This is a genomic window from Streptomyces sp. NPDC002790 (assembly GCF_040295505.1).
Lineage (GTDB): Bacteria > Actinomycetota > Actinomycetes > Streptomycetales > Streptomycetaceae > Streptomyces.
In genome coordinates this window covers 115,801-138,947 of sequence record NZ_JBEOVM010000005.1, presented here as the reverse complement: position 1 = coordinate 138,947, position 23,147 = coordinate 115,801, and the positions used below count along the sequence as shown (strand labels likewise).

Sequence of the window (23,147 nt, the reverse complement as noted above, 5' to 3'; positions counted from 1 at the left end):
GCCCGGTCACGGAGTCGCCATGTCCCGCCCCCACGTGTTGCTGTCCGCCGCGGTCTCGCTCGACGGCTGCCTCGACGACACCGGCCCTGAGCGGCTCCTGCTGTCCGGCGTGGAGGACTTCGAGCGGGTGGACGCGGTGCGGGCGGCGAGCGACGCGATCCTCGTCGGGGCGGGGACGCTGCGCGCGGACCGGCCCCGGCTGCTGGTCAACTCCCCGCAGCGGCGCGCCAAGCGGGTAGCGGACGGGCGGGCCGCCTACCCACTGAAGGTGGCGGTCACCGCGTCGGGGGACCTGGATCCGGGTGACCCGTTCTGGACGACGGGTGGCGAACGACTCGTCTACACGACCGAGTCGGGCGCCCAACTCGCGCGCACGCGCGTGGGCGGCGCGGCCGACGTGATGGCGCTGGGCCGGCACCTCGACTGGGCGGCGCTCCTCGACGACCTCGGCGCGCGGGGCGTGCGGCGGCTGCTCGTCGAGGGCGGCGCGCGCGTGCACACGCAGCTGCTGCAACTGGGCCTCGCGGACGAACTGCGGCTCGCCATCGCCCCGTTGGTGGTCGGTGAGCCTGGCGCGCCGCGCCTGTTCGGCCCCGGTTCCTACCCGGGCGGGCCGCGCAGCCGGATGCGGGTGCTCGCCACGGAGCGGGTCGGGGACGTGATCGTCACCCGGTACGCGCCGACCGTGCCCGGCCCGGGGCCGGCGGCCACCGCGGCGGACCGGCACTGGCTGCGACTGGCCTGCGAACTCGCCACCGAGTGCCCGCCGTCGAGGACCGCGTTCAGCGTCGGCGCCGTGGTCGTCGCCGACGACGGCACGGAACTGGCGCGCGGCTACTCACGCGCGGGCCAGGACCCGGTGGTGCACGCCGAGGAGGCCGCGCTCGGCAAGCTCGCCGCCGACGACCCGCGCCTCGCCACGGCCACCGTCTACAGCAGCCTGGAACCGTGCGCCCGCCGCGCCTCGCGGCCGAAGCCGTGCGCCCGGCTCATCGTCGACGCGGGGGTGCGCCGCGTGGTGTCTGCCTGGCGGGAGCCCGACACGTTCGTGCCGGGCGCCGACGGGATGGGGGTGCTCGCCTCAGCGGGCGTCACCGTGGTGGAGGTCCCGGAGCTGGCCGACGCGGCCGTGCTTCCCAACCGCCACCTTGTCGCGGCCGCCTCGTAGCGGGTACGCGCGTGTGCCGAGCCGGACGACCACGACGGCCGCGAGACTGAGGACGAGCCCCAGCGCGGTGCGTATCCCGAAGGGCTCGCCGAACATCAGCGCTCCCCACACGGCGGTGACGGGTGCCATCAGGAACATCAGCGTGTTGACCTGGGTGAGGCCGCCGCGCCGCAGCACGATCCAGTAGAGGCCGTAGCCGCCGAATGTCGACAGGCCGATGAGCCAGGCGATCGACAGCCAGAAGGACGGCGCGGCGGGCGGTGCGGCCTCGCCCAGCGCAACGGCGAGGCCCGTGAAGACGACGGCGCTGGTGGCGCAGTGCACGGTCAGGGCGACCATCGGCTCGACCCGGGTGCGCGAGCGGCTCTCCACGAAGGTGGCCGCGACCAGCGACAGCATGCCAAGGAACGGGACGCCGTACGCCCACCACGGGACACCGGAGACGGCGCCCGCGTCGGCCGTGGTGACGATGACGACCCCGGCGAGTCCGAGGCACAGGCCGAGCCACTGCCGCGCGGTGACGTACTGCCGCAGCAGGGGGCCTGCGAGGGCGCCCGCGACCAGGGGCTGGGTGCCGTCGATGAGGGCGGTCGTGCCGCTGGAGACGCCGAGCTGGATGGCGTAGTAGACGGTCAGGAGGTAGCCGCTCTGCGAGAGGGCGCCGACGACGGCCTGCCGTCCGATCGTGCGCCGGCCGAGCCCGCGCCATCGCTTCCTGCCCGCCGCCACCGCGACGGCGCCCAGGGCCAGCGCCAGCGGGAGGAACCGCCACATCAGCGTGGTCACGGCGCTCGCGTCGCCTGCGCCGAGCTTGGCTCCGATGAAGCCGGAGCTCCAGGTCAGGACGAATCCGATGGACAAAAGGACGTTCATGGCGCGGCAACCGCCTCACGTGTTCGGGTTCAAGGGCAGAGGTATACAGATCGGTTTACCTGGCACCACTATACAGATCGGTATACCCTTGCGGCATGCCTACGACGACGAACCCCGCCCCGCCGGCCGTCGACCCGGACCGGCCCGACCTGACACCGGCCGCGCGCAAGGTCCTGGAGACCGCCTCGCGGCTGTTCTACGAGCGCGGCATCCACGCGGTCGGCGTGGACCTGATCGCGGCGGAGTCGGGCGTCACGAAGAAGACGCTCTACGACCGCTTCGGCTCCAAGGAGCAGATCGTCGTCGACTACCTGGCGACCCGCGACGCCCGCTGGCGCGCCTACCTCGCCCACCACCACGAGGACGCCGAACTCTCCCCCACCGACCGGGTGCTGGCCGTCTTCGATGCCTCCCAGGAGTGGATGAGCGCCAACAGCGGCAAGGGCTGCAGCATGGTCAACGCGCACGCGGAGATCAGCGACCCCGCGCACCCCGCGTACGCGGTGATCACCGGTCAGAAGCGGTGGATGCTGGAGCTGTTCACCCGGCTCGCGTCGGACGTGGCGCCGGACACCGCAAGGGAGTTGGGGCGCTCCCTGATGCTGCTGCACGAGGGCGCGCTGGTCTCGGACGGCCTGGATGTGTTCCCGGACGCGTTCGGGCGGGCGCGCAGGATGGCGGCGTTCCTGCTGTCGGCAGCGAAGGACGCGCGGTGACGGCCGAGCCGTGGGAGGCCGGAGCGCCGGGTGTGCTGCGGCTGCCCTCGGGGCTGCTCGTGCGCGGCAGGGGGCTGCGCGATCCGCTGCCCGCCGGTCCCCCGCCGACGTACGGCATCTACCTCCTGGGGGCCGAACCCCCGCCCACGGACTGGGAGTCGACGTGGCTGCGCTGGCCCGACTTCCGTCTTCCCGCCGACCGTGCACGCGCGCGTGCCGTACTCACGGAGGCGTGGCGACGCTGCGCACATGAGCGGATGGAAGTGGCGTGCGCGGGCGGCCGCGGTCGTACGGGGACGGCGCTCGCGTGTCTAGCGGTACTGGACGGAGTACCAGCGGGCGGGGCCGTCACCTACGTACGCGAGCACTACGCGCGCGGGGCGGTTGAGACGCCGTGGCAGAAGCGGTACGTACGGCGGTTCGCGGCTTCCTGAAAGCGGCGTGATCAGCGCTCCCGGTGGCATTTCGTAGTCATGGGAAGGAGGCCCCATGACGCCGAGGACCGCAGTGCCCCGGTGGGCGAAGGCCCTGCGACTCCCCCTGTGGGCGAAGGCGGCGGTCGTGCTGCTCGTCGTGCTCGCGGTCCTGCTCGCCGGGCTGAGCATGGTGCACCGCCTTGACGACGTGTTCGGCACGGAGACCCACGATCGCTCGGGGCCCGCGCTGCTCAAGTCCGTGCGGGACCTGAGCCGTTACGAAGCCGCGGCCGGCAATTACCAGGTGGTGGTCGACCTGGACAAGGACTCCAAGCATCTGCCGGACGTCATCCAGGGCACACGCACGCTGTACGTCGGCGCGGGCACGGTCAACGCGTACGTGAACCTGGGCGGGATCGACCCCGGCGACGTGCGGGTGAACGACGACCGCACGTCCGCGACGCTGCGCCTGCCGCACGCCCGGCTCGGCGCGCCCGTGCTCGACACGGACCGCTCGTACGCCGTGGCGAAGCAGCGCGGTCTGCTCGACCGGCTCGCCGACCTCTTCTCCGACAACCCGGGCGACGAGCGGGCTGTACGCCAACTCGCCGCCCGGCACATCGGGGAGGCCGCACGGGACAGCAACCTCACGGGCCGCGCCGAACGCAACACCACGGACATGCTGCGCGGCCTGCTGCGGTCCTTGGGCTTCCGCGACGTGAACGTCTCCTACGGGACGTGACGAGGGGCTGTCGTGTGACGACAGGGCCTAGCGCAGATGCCGGGCGTAGAAGCGGGCCGCGTCCTCCCCCGCGGACTGTGGGACGCCCGTGTGTCCGCCCATGTTGGCGAGCAGCGTCTTCTCCTTGGAGCCGAGGGCGTCGAACAGGTCCAGGGCCGCCTGACGGTCGTTGCCCTCGTCGTCCCACTGCAACAGGACGTGCAGCGGAATGGTGACCCGGCGGGCCTCCTCCAGGATGGCGCGGGGCACGAAGCTCCCCGCGAAGAGACCGGCGGCCACGATGCGCGGCTCGACCACCGCGAGCCGGACACCGATGGAGATCACTCCTCCCGAGTACGCGACCGGGCCGCCGATCTCGGGCAGCGCGAGCAGTGCGTCCAGCGCGGCCCGCCACTCCGGGACCGCCTGCTCGACCAGCGGGAGGATGACGGCGTCGATGATCTCGTCGCCGAGCGGCTCACCGGCCTGCAAGGTCCGGCGCAGGTCGGCGCGCGCCTGGTCGACGCCGGTGAGCCGGGGCCGGTCACCGCTCCCGGGGAGCTCGATGGTCGCGGTGGCGAACCCCTCCGCCGCCGCGCTGCGGGCCCGGCCCGCGAGCCGGGGGTACATCTTGTGCAGCCCGAGCGGCGGGTGGCCGAGCAGGATGAGCGGGACCGGTGCGGAGGCCGACGCGGATGCGGGCGTCCACAGGATGCCGGGGATCTCGCCGAGGGTGAATGCGCGCTCGAGGACGCCGTCGTCGAGGCCTTGTCCAGAAGTGAGGCGTTGTTCAGAAGTGAAGTGCACGGTCGTGCCTTTTCGGGAGAGCTCGGTACGGCGCTCCCGGACGACGACCTATCGCCCGACCGTGACCCCGGAGGAGAGCACCCATGTCGATTCGTTCACGGGTACCACCTCCTCGTTCTCTCGCACGGCCTCCGAAAGGCTAGCACTGGAGACGGACGGCGGCCCCGGACACCCGCACCCGCCGGTCCCCCGCACGCAGGTCGATCTCCAGCAGCGACGGGCGGCCCATGTCGTGGCCCTGGTGCAGCGTCAAATGCGCGTCGTCGGGGACGAGGCCCAGTTCGCGGGCGTACGCGCCGAAGGCGGCAGCCGCCGCGCCCGTGGCGGCGTCCTCCACGACGCCGCCGACGGGGAACGGGTCGCGTACGTGGAAGGTGGTCTCGTTCTCGCGCCACACGAGTTGCACGGTCGTCAGGTCGAGTCGGCGCATGAGGGTCAGCAGGGCGTCGAAGTCGTAGTCCAGATCGGCCAGCCGGTCACGGGTGGCGGCGGCGAGGACCAGGTGACGCACGCCCGCGAAGGCGATCCTCGGGGGCAGGCCCTGGTCGAGTTCGCCGGCCTGCCAGCCCAGCGCGGCGAGCGCCTCCTCCACGTCCTCCCGGGCCGCCTCGTGCACGCGTGGCTCCACGCTGGTGAGGGTGGCCTTGAGGACGCCGTCCTCGCGGCGGACGGTGACCGGCACACGCCCCGCCGCGGTGTGGAAGTCCAAGTCCCCTGTGCCGAATTGCTCACCGAGTGCCACCGCGGCGGCGACGGTGGCGTGGCCGCAGAAGTCGACCTCCGCCCGGGGGCTGAAGTACCGCAGCGTGAAGGACCGCTTGTCCTTCGGATCGCCCTGCGGGTCGGGTCCTGGCGTCAGGAAGGCGGTCTCCGAGTAGCCGAGTTCGGCGGCGATGCCGACCATCTCCTGGTCGCCGAGCCCGGCCGCGTCGAGCACGACACCGGCACCGTTGCCGCCCTCCGGGCTCGCGGAGAACGCGGTGTAGTGCAGCACTGCGGGGGCCGGGGGCGGCGCGGTGTTCGTCATGGAGGCAGAGCCTTTCACGCGGCGGTGCTGTCCTGGGCACGGTCGTCGTGACCAACATCCGCCGCCCCGCGCCGAATTCCCCGGTCAGTGCCGCGACGTCAGGCGCAGATGCAGCTCCTGTTCCTGGTCGCCGGAGGCGGCGGTCTCCGCGGTGACGGTGAACGCGGCCGTCAGCGCCGCGCACACGCGGTCGAGCGCCTCGTGGCCGCCCTGGAGGTCCGCGGTGGCCGTCCCGGCCAGGGGGCTCGCCCCGCCGGGCGCCGGGTCGGACGCGGCGTCGACTGTGGCGAGCCAGACCGTCGCGTCGCCGTCGGGGCGCTCGTCCGGCGCGCGGTCCGAGGCAAAGGCCGTGGACAGCACCCGCAGGACCGCGTCGGCGTCCTGTGGTGTGCAGTCGCTGAGGGTCACGCCCACCACTGTGGAGGCGTCACCTTGGACGGGAGTCGTTTCGGTCATGGTGGCTGCTCCCTCTGCGTCGCTGGTTTCCGATCTTGCGGGTACCGGCGACGCGCCGGGTCAAACCCCGAGGTCAGGAGAGGCGTGTACCGACGACGATCGTGGCGTACAGGTCCTCGTTCGTGACCACGCGTGCGTGCAGGCCCGCCGAGCGGACGGCCGCTTGTGCCGCGGCGGCCTGGCGCTCGCTCGTCTCGACGAAGAGGTGTCCGCCGGGCGCGAGCCAGTCCGGGGCCTCGCCCGCGACCCTGCGCAGCACGTCGAGGCCGTCGTGCCCGCCGTCGAGGGCGAGGCGCCGCTCGTGGTCACGGGCTTCGGGCGGCAGCAGCGGTACGTCTCCGGTGGGGACGTACGGCCCGTTCGCCACCAGGGTGTCGACGCGGCCCCTGAGGTCGGCGGGCAGCGGCGCATACAGGTCGCCCTCGTGGACCTCGCCGCCGAGCGGGGCGAGATTGCGGCGGGCGCAGCGCACGGCCGCGGGGTCCAGGTCGGCCGCATGCAGCCGGGCCGGGCGGCGGGCGGCCAGGACGGCGGCGACGGCGCCCGTGCCGCAGCACAGGTCGACCACGACGGTGTCGGGCTGCGTACGGGTGAGGGCCTGCCGGGCCAGGAACTCGGTGCGGCGGCGGGGCACGAAGACGTTGGGGTCGACGGCGACCCGCAGCCCGCAGAATTCGGCCCAGCCGACGACGTGTTCCAGGGGCAGACCGCTCGCGCGGCGCTCGACCATGGCGGCCAGTTCGGCGGCGTCTGGGGCAGTGGACAGCAGGATGCGCGCCTCGTCCTCGGCGAAGACGCAGCCGGCGGCGCGCAGGGAGTCGACCACGGACGTGGAATCGAGCGGAAGGGGTGAGCCGGTCGACGGGGAAAGCGTCATAAGGGGGCCTCTCGGGATGCCGAGGGGGCTCCCGGTCACCGGACGGCCGCGGCCTCGCTCAGCGCGAGCGGGCGGGGCGTACGGCGCGAGAAGGGAGCTCCCGACCTGACACAACGGTGATCGGACTCACCTCCTCGTTCCCTCGCGGTGCTGCACGGAGCGGACACATTACCGCACTGAACACCGCGTCCGATTGCCGCCAGCACACCGGGCCGCAGCCGACGAGGCTGGTGTCCTGGCCGATACCGCCCACCTGGGGAGATACACAGCGATGACCGGCACCACCACCGCCCCGCAGGCCCTCGTGGAGACCCTCGACTGGGCCGCACTGAGTGCGGAGCTCGACGCGTACGGCCATGCCCTCACACCCCGACCGGTGCTCACTGCCGACGAGTGCCGGTCCGTCGCCGCGCTCTACGACGACGTGCACCGGTTCCGATCGACGATCGACATGGAGCGCTACCGGTTCGGCCGCGGCCAGTACCGCTACTTCGACCACCCGCTGCCCGAGCTCGTACAGGAGTTGCGCGCGGCGTTCTATCCGCGGCTGCTGCCCGTCGCCCGCGCGTGGGCGCGGCGCCTGAACAGGCCGGCGCCCTGGCCGGACACCCTCGACGACTGGCTTGACCGCTGCCATGCGGCGGGCCAGAAGCGGCCGACGCCGATCCTGCTGCGCTACGGACCCGGCGACTGGAACGCGCTGCACCGCGACATCTACGGCGAGTTGGTGTTCCCACTCCAGGTCGTGATCGGCCTCGACGAGCCGGGCGGCGACTTCACCGGCGGCGAGTTCCTGATGACGGAGCAGCGGGCACGCGCCCAGTCGCGCGGCTACTCGACCACGTTGCCCCAGGGGCACGCCCTGGTGTTCACCACGCGTGACCGGCCGGTGCGCTCGGTGCGCGGCTGGTCGAACGGCCCGATGCGGCACGGCGTGAGCACGGTCCGCTCGGGCCGGCGCCACACACTGGGACTCGTCCTCCACGACGCGGAATGAGCCGTTGCCCGTGGTCCGGGGGCCGGGGGCCGGGGATCGTGCGCAGCCCTCGACGACACCGGCGGACCGGGCATATCGTTGTCTATGCGGAGGACTCGGGCACCTGGGGGTGTCGTCATGGTCCAGGAACTCACGATCGCGGGCGTAGCGCTGCTCTGCGTCCTGTTGGTGTACGCGGGAGCCGCGGCCCGCGTGGTGAAGCAGTACGAGCGCGGCGTCGTGTTCCGTCTCGGGCGGCTGGCCGGGAGCGTGCGGGAGCCGGGGTTCACGATGGTCGTGCCGATGATCGACCGGCTGCGCAAGGTCAATATGCAGATCGTGACGATGCCGGTGCCCGCGCAGGACGGCATCACGCGGGACAACGTCACGGTGCGGGTGGACGCCGTCATCTACTTCAAGGTCGTCGACGCGGCGAACGCGCTGGTCCAGGTCGAGGACTACCAGTTCGCCGTCTCGCAGATGGCGCAGACCTCCCTGCGCTCCATCATCGGCAAGAGCGACCTCGACGATCTGCTGTCGAACCGCGAGAAGCTCAACCAGGGACTGGAGTTGATGATCGACAGCCCGGCCGTGGGCTGGGGCGTGCAGATCGACCGCGTCGAGATCAAGGACGTGTCGCTGCCCGAGTCGATGAAGCGCTCGATGGCACGCCAGGCCGAGGCCGACCGTGAGCGCAGGGCCCGCGTCATCAACGCCGACGCCGAGCTCCAGGCGTCGAAGAAGCTCGCCCAGGCCGCCGAGGTGATGTCCGAGCAGCCGGCCGCCCTCCAACTCCGGCTGTTGCAGACCGTGGTGGCGGTCGCCGCCGAAAAGAACTCGACGCTGGTGCTGCCGTTCCCGGTCGAACTGCTGCGCTTCCTGGAGCGAGCACAGCAGCAACCCCAACCGCCGGCCTCCTGAACCAGCTCAGTGGGCTCCGGCCGGGTTGACGTCCTCGCCGAGGTAGGTGCCGTACCCCTCGGCGACGAGCGTGCCGTCGAAGATCAGCACCTCGTTGACCAGGCCGCCCTTCTGGTTGCGGTAGTTGATGACCAGGCTGTTCACACCGACGTAGCTGCCCATCACCTCAAACCGCAGGTCGGGGATGCGGCGCAGGCCCTCCTGCCAGTAGGCGCGCAGTGCGTCCTTGCCGCGCATGATGCCGTCGCCGCCGAGCAGTTGCGCCGCCACCGGCGAGCTGAACGTCACGTCGTCCGCGAAGTGGGCCAGCAGGGCGTCCAGGTCGTGCGCGTTCCACGCCGTCACCCAGGAGTCGACGAACGTCCGCGCGGTCACATGATCCATGAACGCATTATGGCGTTCTCAACTCCTGCGCAGCGCCCGGTCCGTCACCGTCAGGGCCGCCAAAAGGACACCGAGGACGACGGAGACTCCGGCCATCAGGTGCAGCCCGCTGTCGCTGGCGCGCTGCCCGTACGCGAGGGCGATCAGGCTCGACGCTGTGATGGCGCCGATGTACTGGGCGGTGCGCTGGAGCCCCGCGGCGGAGCCGATGTCGGCGGCGGGGGCGTGCTCCTGGACGGCGGCCTGGTTGCAGGTGCCGACGAACCCCTGCGGGATGCCGAAGCACGCGCCCGCGAGCAGCAGCAGCGCCAGCGGGGTGTCGCCGTCGAGGAACACGAGCAGCCCCGCGCCCGCGGTGAGCAGGACGCACGCGGTGACGAGCGGGGCGCGGATGCCCTTGGTGCGGGCGCCGAGCAGGGAGCAGGCCATCGCCGTGAGAGACATCGGCAGCATCAGAAGGCCGGTGTATCCGGAGGAGAAGCCGCGCCCCTCCTCCAGCCACTGGGTGAAGCCGTACATCACGCAGTAGATGAGCAGATAGCTCAGGCCGTGCCGGAGGTAGGTGCGGGCCAGCGGGCCGTTCCCGGCGAGCATGCGTATGTCGATGAACGGCGCCCTGCTGCGCAGCTGCCACCACACCAGCACGCCGCCGAGCACGGCGAAGGGTGCGAGCAGCCACCACATGGGGTCGGACAGATCGAGCAGGAAGAAGACGAGGACCGTCAGGGCCGTGGTGAACAGACCGATGCCGAGGGGGTCGAGGGCGGTGCGTGGCGCCGCTGCACCGTCCGTGCAGCGCGCGGGGTCGCGCGGGATCCACAGCACGGCGGAGGCGAACGCGATCGCCGCCACCGGCACGTTGACCGCGAAGATGCCGCGCCAGCCGACGACCATGACGAGCAGTCCGCCCAGCGTCGGCCCGACTGCGGCGCTGCCGAGCGCCGCGAAGGAGAGCCGGGCCATGACGGGGCGCGGCGGGCGGCGGCCCACCCGGCGGCCCTCGTCGCGCAGCACGGCCATCGCGGCCGGGTAGGCGGCGGAGGTGCCGATGCCGAGGAGCAGCCGGGAGACGATGAGCCAGCCGAAGGTGGGGGCGAAGGCGCCGACCATCCCGGAGACGCACACGACGACGAGTCCCGCGAGGAACACCCGGCGCGGGCCGAGGGTGTCGGCGAGCTTGCCGAGCACGGGCTGGGCGACGGCGCTCGCCAGGTAGAGGACGGAGATCAGCCAGGCCGTGTCGGCGGCGCCGATTCCGAAGTCGTGCCCGATGGCCACCAGGGCGGTGGAGATCATCGTGGTGTTGAGCGGGTTGAGCAGCGAGCCGAGGAGCAGGGGCGCGGTGAGCCGGGCCCGGAACCCCTCCAGCAGCGCGGGAGCCTCGCCTTCGCCGGTGACGACGGCTCGGTCTCCCACGCCTTGTGTCACTTGCGCACCAGCCGCTCGAGGAGCGCGGTGGCCTCGGCGAGGGTGCGTCGCTCGTCGGCGTCGAGTTCTTCGGTGAGCGCCTGGGTGAGCCAGCCGTGCTTGGCGGCCCGGACGGCGTCCAGGGTGGCGCGGCCGCTGTCGGTGATCGACACGACGGACTGCCGCCCGTCGTTGGGGTCCGGCTCGCGGGACACGAAGCCCTGTTCCTCCAGGGCGCCGAGCGTGAGTCGCATGGACTGCGGCCGTACGTACTCGCCGCGTGCGAGCCCCGCGGTGGTGTCGGGCCCGTCGGACTCCAGGCGGGCGAGGACGGTGCGCTGGGTGGGCGTGAGCAGGCTGTCCGGCGACGCGGTGCGCAGCCGGCGCGAGAGCCGGCCGACGACGGTGGCGAGGTCGGCTGCGACCCGCTCGCTGGGCGGCACGTCTCCTGCGGCTGAGTGCGTTCCTGACATGGCGCCACCGTACGAGGTGGACAGGAAGCCTTGCAAGTTACCCTTATGACCCTCGCATCCGCGCACCCACGGACCCCGGACACGTAGGAGGAGCAGGCGCGGGCCCCGCACCCGTCACAGGTCGATCGCCCCCACCAGCGCCCGCGCACACAGGTCCCGCACCTGCTCCCGCGTGAGTTCGGAGGCGTCGAGCCAGTCGAGGCAGACGGCGACGAGGAACGCCATCCAGCCGCGCACCGCGAGCCGCAGCACGTCGGGCGCGGGGAGGCGGTCGACGATGTGCGGGTCCGCCGCGAGGGTGGCCATGATCTGCTCCTCGTGCGCGGCGAGCCCCTCCCGGTACGCCGCGCGCACGGCCGGGTCGCCCGCCGCCTCCGCGCGATGGAAGGCGCGGAAGCCGTGCGCGTGCGTGGCGACGTACTCGAGGAAGGTGTCGAGCCCCGTGCCGAGCTGCTCGCGGACGGGAATGCCGGGCACGGCGGCCGTCAGGCGCAGCATCCGTTGACTCTCGCGCTGCACGACGGCGGCGAAGAAATCCCGTTTGTTCGGGAAGTAGTGGTACAGCAGTCCGCGCGAGACCCCGGCGATCTCCGCGACCTCTTCGATCCATACGTCGCTGTAGGAGGCCTGCGCGAACAGCCTGGCGCCCACGGCAAGCAGTTGCTCGCGGCGCTCCTGCGTGCTGAGCCTGCGCCGGGTGCGCTCCCCCGGTGCCGACACTCCCGCTCGCTCCCTGGTCATGGGCGCACCCTACTGGACACGCCGCACCTTACTTGACGTGAGTTCAATAACAGGATCAGACTGTGGCTCGTTATTGAATCCACGTCTAACAGTGTGGGCGAGGTGTTCCAACGGGGCACCGACGCAAGGGAGATGGGCACGATGGCGCAGGTGACACAGGCCGCGGGACCCCCGCTGCCGCGAGGATTTCGCAGTGCCGAGCAGGGGTGGCCGCGTCTGGACCGCATCCCGGCCCCGCCCCGCCGGGTCCCGTTCATCGGCGATGTGGTCGGAGCGAACGTCCGCTCCCCGCTGCAGGATTCGATGAAGCTCGCCGCCGAACTCGGGCCGATCTTCCGGCGCAAGGGGTTCGGCAAGGAGATCGTGTTCGTCGCGGGCGCGGATCTCGCGGCGGAGCTGGCCGACGAGTCGCGGTTCGCCAAGCACGTCGGGCTCGGCGTCGCGAATCTGCGTCCAATGGCGGGCGACGGCCTGTTCACCGCGTACAACCACGAGCCCAACTGGCAGCTGGCGCACGATATTCTGGCCCCGGGCTTCAGCCGCGACGCGATGGCGGGCTACCACCCGCTGATGCTGGACGTGGCGGGGCAGTTGATGGCTTCCTGGGATACGAGCGAGGCCGCGGGCCGTACGGTCGACGTGCCGGCGGACATGACCAAGCTGACGCTGGAGACGATCTCCCGGACCGGCTTCGGGCACGACTTCGGTTCGTTCGAGCGCGAGCGGCCGCACCCGTTCGTCACGGCGATGGTCGGCGCCCTGACCTTCGCGCAGCGCCGCAACGTGGTGCCTCCGCTCCTGTCGTCCGTGCTCCTGCGCGGCGCCGAGAAGCGCAACGCGGCGGACCGCGCGTACCTCAACAGCACGGTCGACGAGGTCATCGCGGCGCGCCGCGCCGCCGACGGCGGGCCCGGTGACCTCCTGGACCGGATGCTGGAGGTGACACACCCGGAGACCGGCGAGCGACTGTCACCGGAGAACATCCGCCGCCAGGTCATCACGTTCCTGGTGGCCGGGCACGAGACGACGTCGGGCGCGCTCTCCTTCGCGCTGCACTACCTCGCGCAGAACCCCGAGATCCTCGCCAAGGCACGCGACGAGGTCGACCGTGTCTGGGGCGACGTCGATGTCCCCGCCTATGAGCAGGTCGCCAAGTTGCGTTATCTGCGGCGGGTGTTGGACGAATCGCTGCGACTGTGGCCGACGGCACCGGCGTTCGCGCGCGAGGCGCTCGCGGACACGACGCTCGGCGGGTCGCATCCGATGCGGCGCGGCGCGTGGGCGCTGGTCCTGACGACGATGCTGCACCGCGACAAGGCCGCGTGGGGCGAGGACCCGGAAGCCTTCGACCCGGAGCGGTTCACTCCGCAGGCGGTCCGCGCCCGGCCCGGCCACGTCTTCAAGCCCTTCGGCACGGGCGCCCGCGCCTGCATCGGCCGCCAGTTCGCGCTGCACGAGGCGACGCTGGTGCTCGGCCTGCTGCTGCGCCGCTACGACCTGCGACCCGAGCCCGACTACCGGCTCGCCATCACGGAGCGGCTGACGCTGATGCCGCGCGGCCTGCGGCTGCAACTGACCCGCAGGTGATCCACCGGGGGCTCCGACGGCCCGCATAGGGTGCGTCAATGAGTGACACCACCACGGACGTGCCCGACGAGGGCCACTGGGCCGTCGATCCCGGTGTCCCGGAACTGCGCGGACCGGCCCGCTACTTGGGATGGCTCGTCGCGCGCCAACGCGGCCGCGTCGCCACGGGCGCACTTTTCGGCAGCCTGTGGATGGTGGGGCTCGCGCTCCCGCCGTACATCCTGTCGCGCGCGGTCGACGAAGGGCTGCGGGCCGGCGACTCCCGTGCGCTGTACGGGTGGTGCGGCGCCCTCGTCGTCCTCGGCGCGGTCAACGCGTGGCTCGCGATCATGCGGCACCGGACGATGACGCGGGTGCGCCTCGATGCCACGTTCCGAACGACACGGCTCGTGACACGGCACGCCACCCTGCTCGGGGCCGCGCTGCCGCGGCGCGTCGCGGCGGGTGAGGTCGTCACCATCGGCGTCGGCGACGTTCAACGCATCAGCCAGACGCTGACGATCGCGGGCCCCGGCGTCGGCGCGGTCGTCGCGTACGCGGTGGTGGCCGGGCTGCTCCTGTCGATCTCGGGGCTGCTCGCGGCGGTGATCCTGCTGGGCGTGCCGCTGCTCGCCGGCGCGCTCGGGCCGCTGCTCACGCGCCTCCAGGGCGCCGAGTCCGGCTACCGGGAACGGCAGGGCGTGCTGGCGTCGCGCCTCGCCGACCTCGTCGGGGGCCTCGGGGTGCTCGCCGGGCTCGGCGGCAAGGACGTGTACGCGGGCCGGCTGCGGCAGGACACGGCCGAGCTGCGGGAGGAGGGCTACCGGGTGGCGCGCGTAATCAGCTGGATCCAGGCGCTCGCCGTCGGCCTCCCCGCGGTGTTCCTCGCCGTGGTGACGTGGCTGGGCGCCCGGATGTCGGCCCAGGGGGAGCTGTCCATCGGCGAGTTGGTGGCCGTGTACGGGTACGTGGCGATGCTGGTCGTGCCGGTCGAGGCGTTCATCGAGGGTGGCTACGACCTGGGGCGCGGGCTCGTCGCGGCGCGGCGAGTGCTGCGGTTCCTGTCCCTCGAACCGGAGTCGGGCGGTCACCGCTCCCCCGTTCCGGGTCCGCCGGAGGGCGCTCCTCTGCACGATCCGGAGTCCGGGGTGACGGTCACACCGGGGCGGCTCACAGCGCTGGTGTCGGCGCGGGCCGGCGAGGCGGCGGCCGTGGTCGACCGGCTGGGTCGCTTCGCACCGACGTCGGCCACCTGGGCTGACGTCGTGTTGGATGCGGTCGACCTGGCGGAGGTTCGGCGCCGGATCCTGCTCGCGGCGCCCGACGCGGATCTGTTCGCGGGGACGGTGCGGGAGGCGGTCGCGGGCCGGGACACCCCGGACGACGGGGCGGTGACGGCCGCCCTGCACGCGGCTGCGGCGGACGATCTGCCGGGCGGCGCTCTCCTGGCCCAGGGGCGCAACCTGTCGGGCGGCCAGCGTCAACGGCTACGCCTGGCACGGGCGTTGCACGCGGACCCCGAGATCCTCCTCGCCGTCGAACCGACGTCGGCCCTCGATGCCCACACGGAGGCGCGCGCCGCGGACCGGCTCCGGGCGGCGCGGCACGGCCGCACCACGCTCGTCACAGGCACCTCCCCGCCCCTGCTCGACCGGGCGGACGAGGTGTACTTCCTGCACGACGGGACGGTCCGCTCCACGGGCGGCCACCACGAACTACTGGCCGGCGACGAGGAGTACCGACGCCTGGTGGCTCGGGGCACGGAGGCCGTCCCGGAACCGGGTGCCGTGCCGGCGGCGGGAGCCGATTCATGAGCTCTCCCCACGCCTCGCTCCCCGTCGCCGGGCGCGGCGCTGTGCGCCGTGCCGCGATCGAACTCGTCCGTGCCGACCGGCGGGCCTTCGTCTCGACGCTGGTTCTCAACTGCCTCGCGGCGGGCGTCGGGATCGTCGGGCCCTGGCTGCTCGGCCGGATCGTCGACGATGTGCGGGGCGGCACGAGTGTGGCGCACGTCGACCGGGCGGCCCTGGTGATCCTGTGCTGCGCCGTGGCCCAACTCCTGCTGCTGCGCTGGGCGCGCCTGGTGGGGCACCGGTTCGGGGAGCGGACGGCGGCGCGGGTGCGGGTCCGGTTCGTGGACCGGGCGCTGGCGCTTCCCGCCTCCGTGGTCGACCGGGTGGGGCCCGGCGACCTCACGAACCGGGGCACGAACGACGTGGCGGCCGTCGCGCAGCGCGCTGCGCGACGCGGGCCCCGACGTGTTCGTGTCGGCGGCGCAGGTGGTGTTCCTCGCGGGCGCCGTCGTCGTGGTCGAGCCGGTGCTCGGCCTGGTCTCCCTGTGCTGCCTGGCGGGCATCCCGGTGGCGGTGCGCTGGTATCTGCGCCGGGCCCGCACCGCGTATCTCGCCCAGGGCGAGGCCGACTCGCACGTCGCCGAGCAGCTCGCGGCGACGGCTTCGGGAGCCCACACCGTCGAGGCCTTCCGTCTCCAGGAGCAGCGCATCCAGGCGTGCGAGCGGGGCATCCGGCACAGCCACCGCACGCGCATGCGCACCCTGTCCCTACGTAGCGTGCTGTTTCCCTCGGTCGACTTCTCGTACGCGCTGCCGGTCGCCGCCGTCCTCCTTGTCGGCGGCACCCTGCACGCGCACGGCGGTCCGAGCCTCGGTGCGATCGTCACGTGCGCCCTGTATCTGCGCCAGATGTCGGGCCCGCTGAATACGATCCTGTTCTGGGTGGAGCAACTGCAGAGCAGCGGCGCCTCGTTCGCCCGCGTCGAGGGCATCGGCGGTGCGGCACGACGCGCGCCCGCGCACGAGGCGGCCTCCCCGTCCGGCGACACCATCCAACTGCGCTCGGTCCACTACGCGTACGAGGGCGGCGGCGACGTCGTCCACGGGGTGGACCTGACCGTGCGGGCAGGCGAGCGGCTCGCAGTGGTCGGCCCGTCCGGGGCGGGCAAGACCACGCTGAGCAAGCTCATCGCGGCGATCGACGCGCCGCACACCGGGACGGTCGGAGTCGGCGGTGTCCCGGTCACCGCTCTCGCGCCCGAACAGCTGCGTCGCCACATCGTCCTGGTCACGCAGGAGCACCACGTGTTCCTCGGCCCGGTCCGCGACAACCTGCGCATCGCCGCGCCCGAGGCGGACGACGCGGAGCTGAGCGCGGCGCTCGCGGCGGTCGGCGCGGACGATTGGGCGGACGCGCTCCCCCAGGGACTGGACACCGAACTCGGCGCCGGTGGCCTGCGCCTCGAAGGTCCGCAGGCGCAGCAACTGGCCCTGGCCCGCGTGGTACTCGCGGACCCGCACACCGTGGTCCTCGACGAGGCGACCGCCCTGCTCGACCCGGCGACGGCACGCCATACGGAACGGGCCCTCGCGGCGGTGCTGCACGGCCGCACCGTCATCGCCGTCGCCCACCGTCTCCACACGGCGCACGACGCGGACCGGGTGGCCGTCATGGAGGACGGCCGGCTCACCGAACTCGGCCCGCACGCGGCACTGGTGGCGGCGGACGGCGCGTACGCGGCGCTGTGGCGGTCGTGGCACGGGACACGGACGTAGGCCCTGCGGGCTACTCGTCCGGTGCCGCCGCCAGCGACGCCACGTCCAGCACCCCGTCCAACTCCGCAAGCACGGCCACCAGTTGCGGCACGTCGGACGCCCCCTCGATCTCCATGCGTACGGCCATCGTCCCGGACCGGCCCCGGCCGCCTGGCTCCCAGTCGGCGCTGTCGTTGCGCAGTTCGACGACGCGGAATCCGCGGCTCGTGCACTCCTCCAGGACGCGGGTGAGGACGCTGGAACCGACCCGGTAGGCGAGGTGCAGGCCCGAGCGCCGCTCGGTGGCCAGGGCCGGCACGCGCCGCGTCAGCCAGGGGTAGCCGCGCACGACCAGGAAGTGACAGGCAGTCGCGGCGAACGCGAGCAGCGGCAGGCCGCCGCCGCAGGCCATTCCTATGGCACACGTCAGCCAGACGGTCGCCGCGGTGGTCAGTCCGCGCACCGCGTCGCGTCGCACGAAGATGAGGCCGCCGCCGATGAAGCCGATGCCGGAGACGATCTGCGCGGCGACGCGGGACGGGTCGAACGACACGCTGTCCATGCCGAGCACGGAGTTGAACCCGTGCTGCGACACCTCCATGAACAGCGCGCTCCCCACGCCGACGAGGGTGTGCGTGCGCAGCCCCGCACTCTTCTGCTGGACGGCGCGCTCCGCCCCGATCAGCGTGGACAGCACCAGGGCGAGACTCAACTCGGCGAGCTGCCGCAGGCCTTGCCCGGCGGCCGGGTCGAACAGGGAGAACGCGAGTGGGGACGACAAGAGCGGGACCCTCCTCTCCAACGGGTTGATCTTCCCGAGGGTAGTCCCGCGCCGGCTCGGCGGAATTGTCAGACCCATGCGCAAGAGTGGAGTCATGAACGGGACCAGGAACCACGGACAGCTGACCATCAACCCCGAGTTGGCCGCGGCGCAGGCCTGCCTGCGTCTCATGCACACGGCACGCGCGGCGCTCTCCACATCCGAGCCACCGGCCACGGCGGCGGTGCTCACCGTGCCGATCGCCGAGGCCGACGAGGCACTGAGCAGGGCGGGCCTCGCGGGCAACGAGGCGTGGCTGCTGGAGCGGATCTACGGTCTGGGCCTGGAGGCCGAGTCGCCCTAGCATCGTGTGATCCGCATCGGGTGTGTCGGTCGTGTTCCGGTGCATCGCCACTTCTCCGGCTTGCAAGGAGCTCGACATGACCGCTGTCTCCTCGGACCAGCCGCACCGCATCGACCCGGCGGGCGGCTGCCCGCACGCGCGGAACGTGCGGCTGCGCGCCCAGGGCGCCGTCACCCCCGTGGTGCTGCCCGGGGAGGTGCCGGGGATGCTCATCCTGGGCCACGACGCGCTGCGGGAGTTCCTGGCGCACCCCGATGTCGGCAAGGACCCCCGGCACTTCACGGAGCTCGCCGAGGGCCGGATACCCGAGGGCTGGCCGCTGCGCACGTTCGCGACGGTGCGCGGCATGACCACGGTCGACGGCGCGGACCACCGGCGGCTGCGGTCCCTGGTGAGCCGGGCGTTCACGGCGCGGCGGGTCGAGGAACTGCGCCCGCGCATCGAGGAGCTGACCGAGCAACTGCTCGACGACCTCGCCGCTGCCGCCGCGGCGGGCGGCGGCACGGCCGATCTGCGGGCGCACTTCGCCATGCCGCTGCCCATGGGCGTCATCTGCGAACTCTTCGGCGTGGACGAGGAGTTCCGAGGGCGCCTGCACCATCTGTCGAGCCAGATCGTGTCGACGCACATCACGCCGGAGGCGGCCCTCGCCGCCAACCGGGAGATGGTCGGCATCCTCACGCGGATCGCCGCTGCTCGCGCCGAGGCACCGGGCGACGATCTCACCAGCGCGCTGCTCGCGGCCCGCGAGGCCGACGGCGACCGGCTCGCCGAGAAGGAGCTGATCGGCACGCTGATGCTGTTCGTCGTCGCGGGCCACGAGACGACGCTGAACCTGATCACGAACGCCGTGCGCGCGCTGTGCTCCCATCCCGAGCAACTGGCCCTCGTGCGGGCCGGGGAGGCGACCTGGTCCGACGTCGTGGAGGAGACGCTGCGCTGGGACGCCCCGGTCAGCTACTTCCCGTTCCGGTATCCGAAGCGGGACCTCGTCGTCGACGGCACGGTGATACCGAAGGGCACCCCGGTGCTCGCAGGATACTCGGGGGCGGGCCGCGACCCCTCCGCCCACGGCTCGGACGCCGACCGGTTCGACGTCGGGCGTGCGGTGAAGAACCGTCATCTCTCGCTCGGCCACGGCGCCCACTACTGCGTGGGCGCCCCGCTGGCCCGCCTGGAGTCGACGATCGCCCTGGAGCGCCTGTTCGGGCGCTTCCCCGATCTCGCGCTCGCCGCCCCGGAGGGGGAGCTGCGCCAGCCGACCGGGTTCGTCGGCAACAGTGTGCTGGAGTTGCCGGTCACGCCGTGAACCGGTCGTCGGCGCGGAAGACCGGATGAAGGCCGGGTGAAGGTCAGGCGACCCGGACTCTGCGCCGTCCGTCGGTGACACTGGCGTCATGGATCACCACCGCACCGACGCCTACCTGAACCGCATCGGCGCCGACCGCCCCGCGGCACCCACCGCGGATGCGTTGCGCACACTGCACCTGGCGCACTTGCTCGCCGTACCGTTCGAGAACCTCTCCGTGCACCTGGGCGAGGAGATCGTCCTCGACGCCGACGCGCTGGTCGCGAAGGTGGTGGACCGCGGCCGCGGCGGCTTCTGCTACGAGCTCAACGGCGCGTTCGGCGCCCTGCTTCTAGCCCTCGGCTTCGAGGTGACACCGCTCCAGGCACGGGTCGCCGGCAAGGACAGCCGCCTCGGCATCCCCTACGACCACATGGCGCTGCGCGTGCGTACGGCCGAGGGGACGACGTGGCTCGCGGACGTCGGGTTCGGCACGCACACGCACTATCCGCTGGCCTTCGACGAGCGGGGCGATCAGCCAGATCCGGCCGGGGTGTTCCGGATCGAGGACGTCGACGCGGACGCGGTCGAGGGCGCGGCCGAGGGCGACCTTCTCGTACTACGGGACGGCGACTCGCAGTATCTGCTCGAGCAACGCCCGCGCGCACTACGGGACTTCGAGGCGGGCGCCTGGTACCACCGCACCTCACCCGCCTCCCACTTCACCCAGTCCGTCGTCTGTTCGCTGCTCACCGAGGACGGCCGGATCACCCTCAGCGGTCATACGCTCACCGCCACCGTCGACGGCGAGCGCACTCTCACCGAGCTTCCCACCAACGCCTCCGTCCTCGAGGCCTACGACCAGCACTTCGGCATCGTCCTCGATCGCGTACCGCCGGAGCCGAATCCGACGGAGGGCTGACGTCCGACGCCGCCCGCTGGTTATGCTCGGCCGAAGCGTTCAGCGAAACGCTCAAACGAACAGCGGGACCAGCGGGACACGAGGGGGGCCACCAGCATGCGCGAACCGGTCGATCTCAGGCGGCAGCGGATTCTCGCCGCCGTGCAGGCGCGCGGCGCGACACGGGTCAGCGATCTGGCCACGGAGCTCGCGGTGTCGGTGGTGACGCTCCGCCGCGACGTGGAGGAGCTCGCCCGCGCCGGCAAGTTGCGCCGCGGGCACGGCGTCGCACGCCCGATCCTGCCGGAGCAGGACGAGGGCCACGACCGGAGCCAGGAACAGGGCGCGAGCCGGGCACCGGCCCCTGACCTCGGCCCGGACGGCGGCCCCGTCGCCGTCGTCGTCCCCGAGCGGCACGCGTACCTCTACGAGATGTTGCACGGCGCCCGCACCGCGTTCGAGGAGGCCGGGGTCCGGATCGCCCTGCACATCGCCCCCGCCGCCCCGGGCGCCGAACAGCCCCTCGTGGAGCGGGCATTGGCGGACGGGGCCCGCGGGCTGCTGATCGCGCCGCGCTGGCGCAGCCTCGCCACCGAGGAGGCCGACTACGCCTGGCTCGCGCGGGTGGACGTGCCCACGGTGGTGATGGAGCGCAGGCCGCGCAGGGGCAGCGCGCTGCATGCCGTGGACACCGTGTGCACCGACCACTGGTACGGCGTGCACCTCGCCGTCGAGCACCTCACCGCCCTCGGCCACCGCCGCATCGTGCTCGCCGCGCGCGACGACAGCCCGACGGCGCGCGCGGTGCGTGCCGCGTTCACCGAGATCGCGGCGGACCATCCGCAGGTCGACAAGTGGGCGGTCGCCCTCAGCTCCCCCGGAGCGGTCCCCGAGCCGGAGGCGGAGCCTGCGGTGAAGCCCCTGGAACTACCCCTTCTGCTGGATGAGTTGGGGGCCACCGGCGCCCTGCTGCACGGCGACGTCGACGCGCTGATGCTCGTCCAGTCGCTGCGCGACGCGGGCGTGCGCGTCCCGGAGGACTGCTCCGCGATCGCGTACGACGACGTGGTCGCCGGGCTCGGCAGCACTCCCCTGACCGCCGTGTCCCCGCCGAAGGCGGAGGTCGGCCGGGCGGCGGCCGAGCTGCTGCTGCACCGCCTGGGCCGGGGCGCGGGAGCGGGCGGCCCCGCCCACCGGGCCGAACTGCTGCCGACGCTCAAGGTGCGCGGTTCCACCCGTTCCGCCCCGTATCGCGACCCGCAGCCCTCAACTCCCGCCGCACACTGAGCGTTTGATCGTTTTATTTTCTTCTGATCGATCTATTGACCGCATCTCGTGAACCGATCAGGATTCCCGTGACTCGAACACGCAGGAGCCGCGGGAGGCGCCCATGCCTGGTCGACAGAGCCGTCGATCGGTGCTCGCCGCGATCACCGCGCTGCCCCTGACGGGCGCCCTTGGCGCCTGCAGCGGGAACGACAGCGCGTCGTCGGCAAGCTCTAGCTCAAGCAGGACAGGCAAGACGACCATCACCTTCTGGTCCGCCCTTCGCGGCAGCCAGGAGGTGGTGGACGAGTTCAACAAGACGCACGACCACATCCAGGTCGACTACGAGCAGGTTCCGTCCGGCACGCAGGGCGGCTATCTGAAACTGAGCAACGCGGCGCGCGCGGGCAACGCCCCCGATGTCGCCACCATCGAGTACCCCCAGCTGCCGGGCTTCGCCATCGACGGTGTCACGCGCGACATCACCGGGCTCATCAGCGACAAGCTGCGCCGCAAGCTGCTTCCGCAGGCGCTCGGCCAGACCACGTTCGAGGGGCACACCCACAGCGTGCCGCTGGACATCGAGCCGATGGTGATGCACTACCGCAAGGACCTGTTCGACAAGTACGGCTTCGACATCCCTGCCACCTGGGACGAGTTCACGGAGCTGGCACGAAAGGTGCGGCGGACAGGCGGCGGGCGCAGGCTCACGCTGTTCCCCACCGACGGGATGACGCAGTTCGCCGCCTGGGCCTGCCAGGCGGGCGCCCAGTGGTTCGACACCTCACACGGCGCGTGGAACGTCTCCATGGCGGACGCCCCGACGCGGAAGATCGCCGCGTACTGGCAGCGCCTCATCGACGAGAAACTCGTCTACAGCAACGCCTCCAGTGCCCGCATCGCCGACGCGCAGCTCGGCACGGGCCTCGTACTGACCCGGCTCAGCGGGGCCTGGGACGCGGGCGCGCAGATGAACGCGCGCCCCGAGCAGAAGGGCCAGTGGCGCATCGCGCCGCTCCCCCAGTGGACACCGGACAAGCCGTCCCTGGGCACCCACGGCGGATCCACGTTCGCCGTCACGAAGGACAGCAGGAAGCCCGAGGCCGCCATGGAGTTCATCGAGTGGCAGGTCTCGCACCCCGACGCCCTCAAGGCGCGTCTGTCCAGCGGCGCGAGCAGCCAGTACCCCACCGTGAGCGATCTGGTCCCGGTCGGCAGCAAGGCGTTCGACAAGGCGTACTACGGCGGTCAGGACATCTATCGGCTCTTCGAGGAAGAGGCGCACAAGATCCGCGACGGCTGGGTCTGGGGCCCGCGCATGACCGCGACCGGCTATGTCATGCAGGACGCGTTCGCCCGTGCGGGCGCCGGCTCCGGGTCGCTGCTGTCCGCCGTGCGCGCCGCGCAGGAGGGCACGATGCCTGATCTCAAGGCGCTCGGCCTCAATACCACCACCCGTTCCACGTGAACGCCCGCACCCCGAAAGGCAGG

At 72.3% G+C, this 23,147-nt stretch carries 23 protein-coding genes and 1 pseudogene; 14 read left to right on the top strand and 10 right to left on the bottom strand.

Annotated elements, in window-relative coordinates:
* The first annotated feature begins 19 nt into the window (after positions 1–19).
* Positions 20–1,168: a dihydrofolate reductase family protein gene (locus ABT004_RS05205; RefSeq protein ID WP_351331487.1), complete on the top strand. Its 1,149-nt coding sequence runs from the start codon at positions 20–22 to the stop codon at positions 1,166–1,168.
* On the opposite strand, the gene ABT004_RS05200 is transcribed toward ABT004_RS05205, so the two are convergent.
* On the bottom strand, positions 1,082–2,041 hold the full coding sequence (locus ABT004_RS05200; protein WP_351331486.1) for a DMT family transporter: 960 nt from the start codon (positions 2,039–2,041) through the stop codon (positions 1,082–1,084). The two genes, ABT004_RS05205 and ABT004_RS05200, sit on opposite strands and share 87 nt — an antisense overlap.
* 95 nt (positions 2,042–2,136) lie before the next feature.
* On the opposite strand from ABT004_RS05200, the gene ABT004_RS05195 reads away from it, so the two are divergent.
* The 3 genes from ABT004_RS05195 to ABT004_RS05185 are packed head-to-tail and all read left to right on the top strand — an operon-like array spanning position 2,137 to position 3,915.
* Positions 2,137–2,757, top strand: a complete 621-nt coding sequence (locus ABT004_RS05195; protein ID WP_351331485.1) for a TetR/AcrR family transcriptional regulator — start codon at positions 2,137–2,139, stop codon at positions 2,755–2,757.
* Positions 2,754–3,191: a protein-tyrosine phosphatase family protein gene (locus tag ABT004_RS05190; RefSeq protein WP_351331484.1), complete on the top strand. Its 438-nt coding sequence runs from the start codon at positions 2,754–2,756 to the stop codon at positions 3,189–3,191. Before ABT004_RS05195 ends, ABT004_RS05190 begins: the two co-directional genes overlap by 4 nt.
* 55 nt (positions 3,192–3,246) lie before the next feature.
* Complete coding sequence (locus ABT004_RS05185; protein WP_351331483.1) at positions 3,247–3,915, top strand: DUF4230 domain-containing protein; 669 nt, start codon at positions 3,247–3,249, stop codon at positions 3,913–3,915.
* 27 nt (positions 3,916–3,942) lie between these two features.
* Here ABT004_RS05185 and ABT004_RS05180 read toward each other — a convergent pair whose 3' ends face one another.
* The 4 genes from ABT004_RS05180 to ABT004_RS05165 all read right to left on the bottom strand — a co-directional run bounded on the left by ABT004_RS05180 (position 3,943) and on the right by ABT004_RS05165 (position 7,061).
* On the bottom strand, positions 3,943–4,701 hold the full coding sequence (locus ABT004_RS05180) for an alpha/beta hydrolase (protein ID WP_351331482.1): 759 nt from the start codon (positions 4,699–4,701) through the stop codon (positions 3,943–3,945).
* Between the two features lie 139 nt (positions 4,702–4,840).
* Positions 4,841–5,728, bottom strand: a complete 888-nt coding sequence (locus ABT004_RS05175) for a PhzF family phenazine biosynthesis protein (protein WP_351331481.1) — start codon at positions 5,726–5,728, stop codon at positions 4,841–4,843.
* An 84-nt stretch (positions 5,729–5,812) separates the two neighbouring features.
* Positions 5,813–6,184 (bottom strand): hypothetical protein, encoded by a 372-nt coding sequence (locus ABT004_RS05170; protein ID WP_351331480.1) that lies wholly within the window; start codon positions 6,182–6,184, stop codon positions 5,813–5,815.
* Between the two features lie 73 nt (positions 6,185–6,257).
* Positions 6,258–7,061: a putative protein N(5)-glutamine methyltransferase gene (locus ABT004_RS05165; protein ID WP_351331479.1), complete on the bottom strand. Its 804-nt coding sequence runs from the start codon at positions 7,059–7,061 to the stop codon at positions 6,258–6,260.
* Between the two features lie 271 nt (positions 7,062–7,332).
* On the opposite strand from ABT004_RS05165, the gene ABT004_RS05160 reads away from it, so the two are divergent.
* The gene (locus ABT004_RS05160; RefSeq protein WP_351331478.1) at positions 7,333–8,058 is read left to right on the top strand and encodes a 2OG-Fe(II) oxygenase; all 726 of its coding nucleotides are present in this window, start codon (positions 7,333–7,335) and stop codon (positions 8,056–8,058) included.
* Between the two features lie 117 nt (positions 8,059–8,175).
* Entirely contained in the window at positions 8,176–8,958 is a 783-nt protein-coding gene (locus tag ABT004_RS05155; protein WP_351331477.1) for a slipin family protein, read from the top strand.
* Positions 8,959–8,964: 6 nt separating this feature from the next.
* Here ABT004_RS05155 and ABT004_RS05150 read toward each other — a convergent pair whose 3' ends face one another.
* The 4 genes from ABT004_RS05150 to ABT004_RS05135 all read right to left on the bottom strand — a co-directional run bounded on the left by ABT004_RS05150 (position 8,965) and on the right by ABT004_RS05135 (position 11,963).
* The gene (locus tag ABT004_RS05150; protein WP_351331476.1) at positions 8,965–9,342 is read right to left on the bottom strand and encodes a nuclear transport factor 2 family protein; all 378 of its coding nucleotides are present in this window, start codon (positions 9,340–9,342) and stop codon (positions 8,965–8,967) included.
* An 18-nt stretch (positions 9,343–9,360) separates the two neighbouring features.
* A complete protein-coding gene (locus tag ABT004_RS05145) occupies positions 9,361–10,758 on the bottom strand; it encodes an MFS transporter (protein WP_351331475.1) in 1,398 nt (465 codons plus the stop codon).
* A gap of 8 nt (positions 10,759–10,766) precedes the next feature.
* Entirely contained in the window at positions 10,767–11,222 is a 456-nt protein-coding gene (locus tag ABT004_RS05140; RefSeq protein WP_351331474.1) for a MarR family winged helix-turn-helix transcriptional regulator, read from the bottom strand.
* A 114-nt stretch (positions 11,223–11,336) separates the two neighbouring features.
* Positions 11,337–11,963 (bottom strand): TetR/AcrR family transcriptional regulator, encoded by a 627-nt coding sequence (locus tag ABT004_RS05135; RefSeq protein ID WP_351331473.1) that lies wholly within the window; start codon positions 11,961–11,963, stop codon positions 11,337–11,339.
* A gap of 141 nt (positions 11,964–12,104) precedes the next feature.
* On the opposite strand from ABT004_RS05135, the gene ABT004_RS05130 reads away from it, so the two are divergent.
* The 3 genes and pseudogenes from ABT004_RS05130 (at position 12,105) to ABT004_RS05120 (ending at position 17,098) form a co-directional block, all read left to right on the top strand.
* The gene (locus ABT004_RS05130) at positions 12,105–13,550 is read left to right on the top strand and encodes a cytochrome P450 (protein ID WP_351331472.1); all 1,446 of its coding nucleotides are present in this window, start codon (positions 12,105–12,107) and stop codon (positions 13,548–13,550) included.
* 38 nt (positions 13,551–13,588) lie between these two features.
* The gene (locus tag ABT004_RS05125) at positions 13,589–15,343 is read left to right on the top strand and encodes an ABC transporter transmembrane domain-containing protein (protein WP_351331471.1); all 1,755 of its coding nucleotides are present in this window, start codon (positions 13,589–13,591) and stop codon (positions 15,341–15,343) included.
* A pseudogene (locus ABT004_RS05120) lies at positions 15,340–17,098 on the top strand (ABC transporter ATP-binding protein). The gene ABT004_RS05125 and the pseudogene ABT004_RS05120 overlap by 4 nt, the downstream one beginning before the upstream one ends.
* 10 nt (positions 17,099–17,108) lie before the next feature.
* Here the strand turns inward: ABT004_RS05120 and ABT004_RS05115 are convergent.
* A complete protein-coding gene (locus ABT004_RS05115; RefSeq protein WP_351331470.1) occupies positions 17,109–17,858 on the bottom strand; it encodes an MgtC/SapB family protein in 750 nt (249 codons plus the stop codon).
* A gap of 94 nt (positions 17,859–17,952) precedes the next feature.
* Between ABT004_RS05115 and ABT004_RS05110 the strand changes: the two genes are divergently transcribed.
* The 5 genes from ABT004_RS05110 to ABT004_RS05090 all read left to right on the top strand — a co-directional run bounded on the left by ABT004_RS05110 (position 17,953) and on the right by ABT004_RS05090 (position 23,124).
* Entirely contained in the window at positions 17,953–18,201 is a 249-nt protein-coding gene (locus tag ABT004_RS05110; RefSeq protein ID WP_351331469.1) for a hypothetical protein, read from the top strand.
* A 76-nt stretch (positions 18,202–18,277) separates the two neighbouring features.
* Positions 18,278–19,510, top strand: coding sequence for a cytochrome P450 family protein (locus ABT004_RS05105; RefSeq protein WP_351331468.1), 1,233 nt, complete (start codon positions 18,278–18,280; stop codon positions 19,508–19,510).
* A gap of 88 nt (positions 19,511–19,598) precedes the next feature.
* Positions 19,599–20,411: an arylamine N-acetyltransferase family protein gene (locus ABT004_RS05100; RefSeq protein WP_351331467.1), complete on the top strand. Its 813-nt coding sequence runs from the start codon at positions 19,599–19,601 to the stop codon at positions 20,409–20,411.
* Positions 20,412–20,507: 96 nt separating this feature from the next.
* The gene (locus ABT004_RS05095) at positions 20,508–21,677 is read left to right on the top strand and encodes a substrate-binding domain-containing protein (RefSeq protein ID WP_351331466.1); all 1,170 of its coding nucleotides are present in this window, start codon (positions 20,508–20,510) and stop codon (positions 21,675–21,677) included.
* Positions 21,678–21,780: 103 nt separating this feature from the next.
* A complete protein-coding gene (locus ABT004_RS05090; RefSeq protein WP_351331465.1) occupies positions 21,781–23,124 on the top strand; it encodes an ABC transporter substrate-binding protein in 1,344 nt (447 codons plus the stop codon).
* The last annotated feature ends 23 nt before the right edge of the window (positions 23,125–23,147 follow it).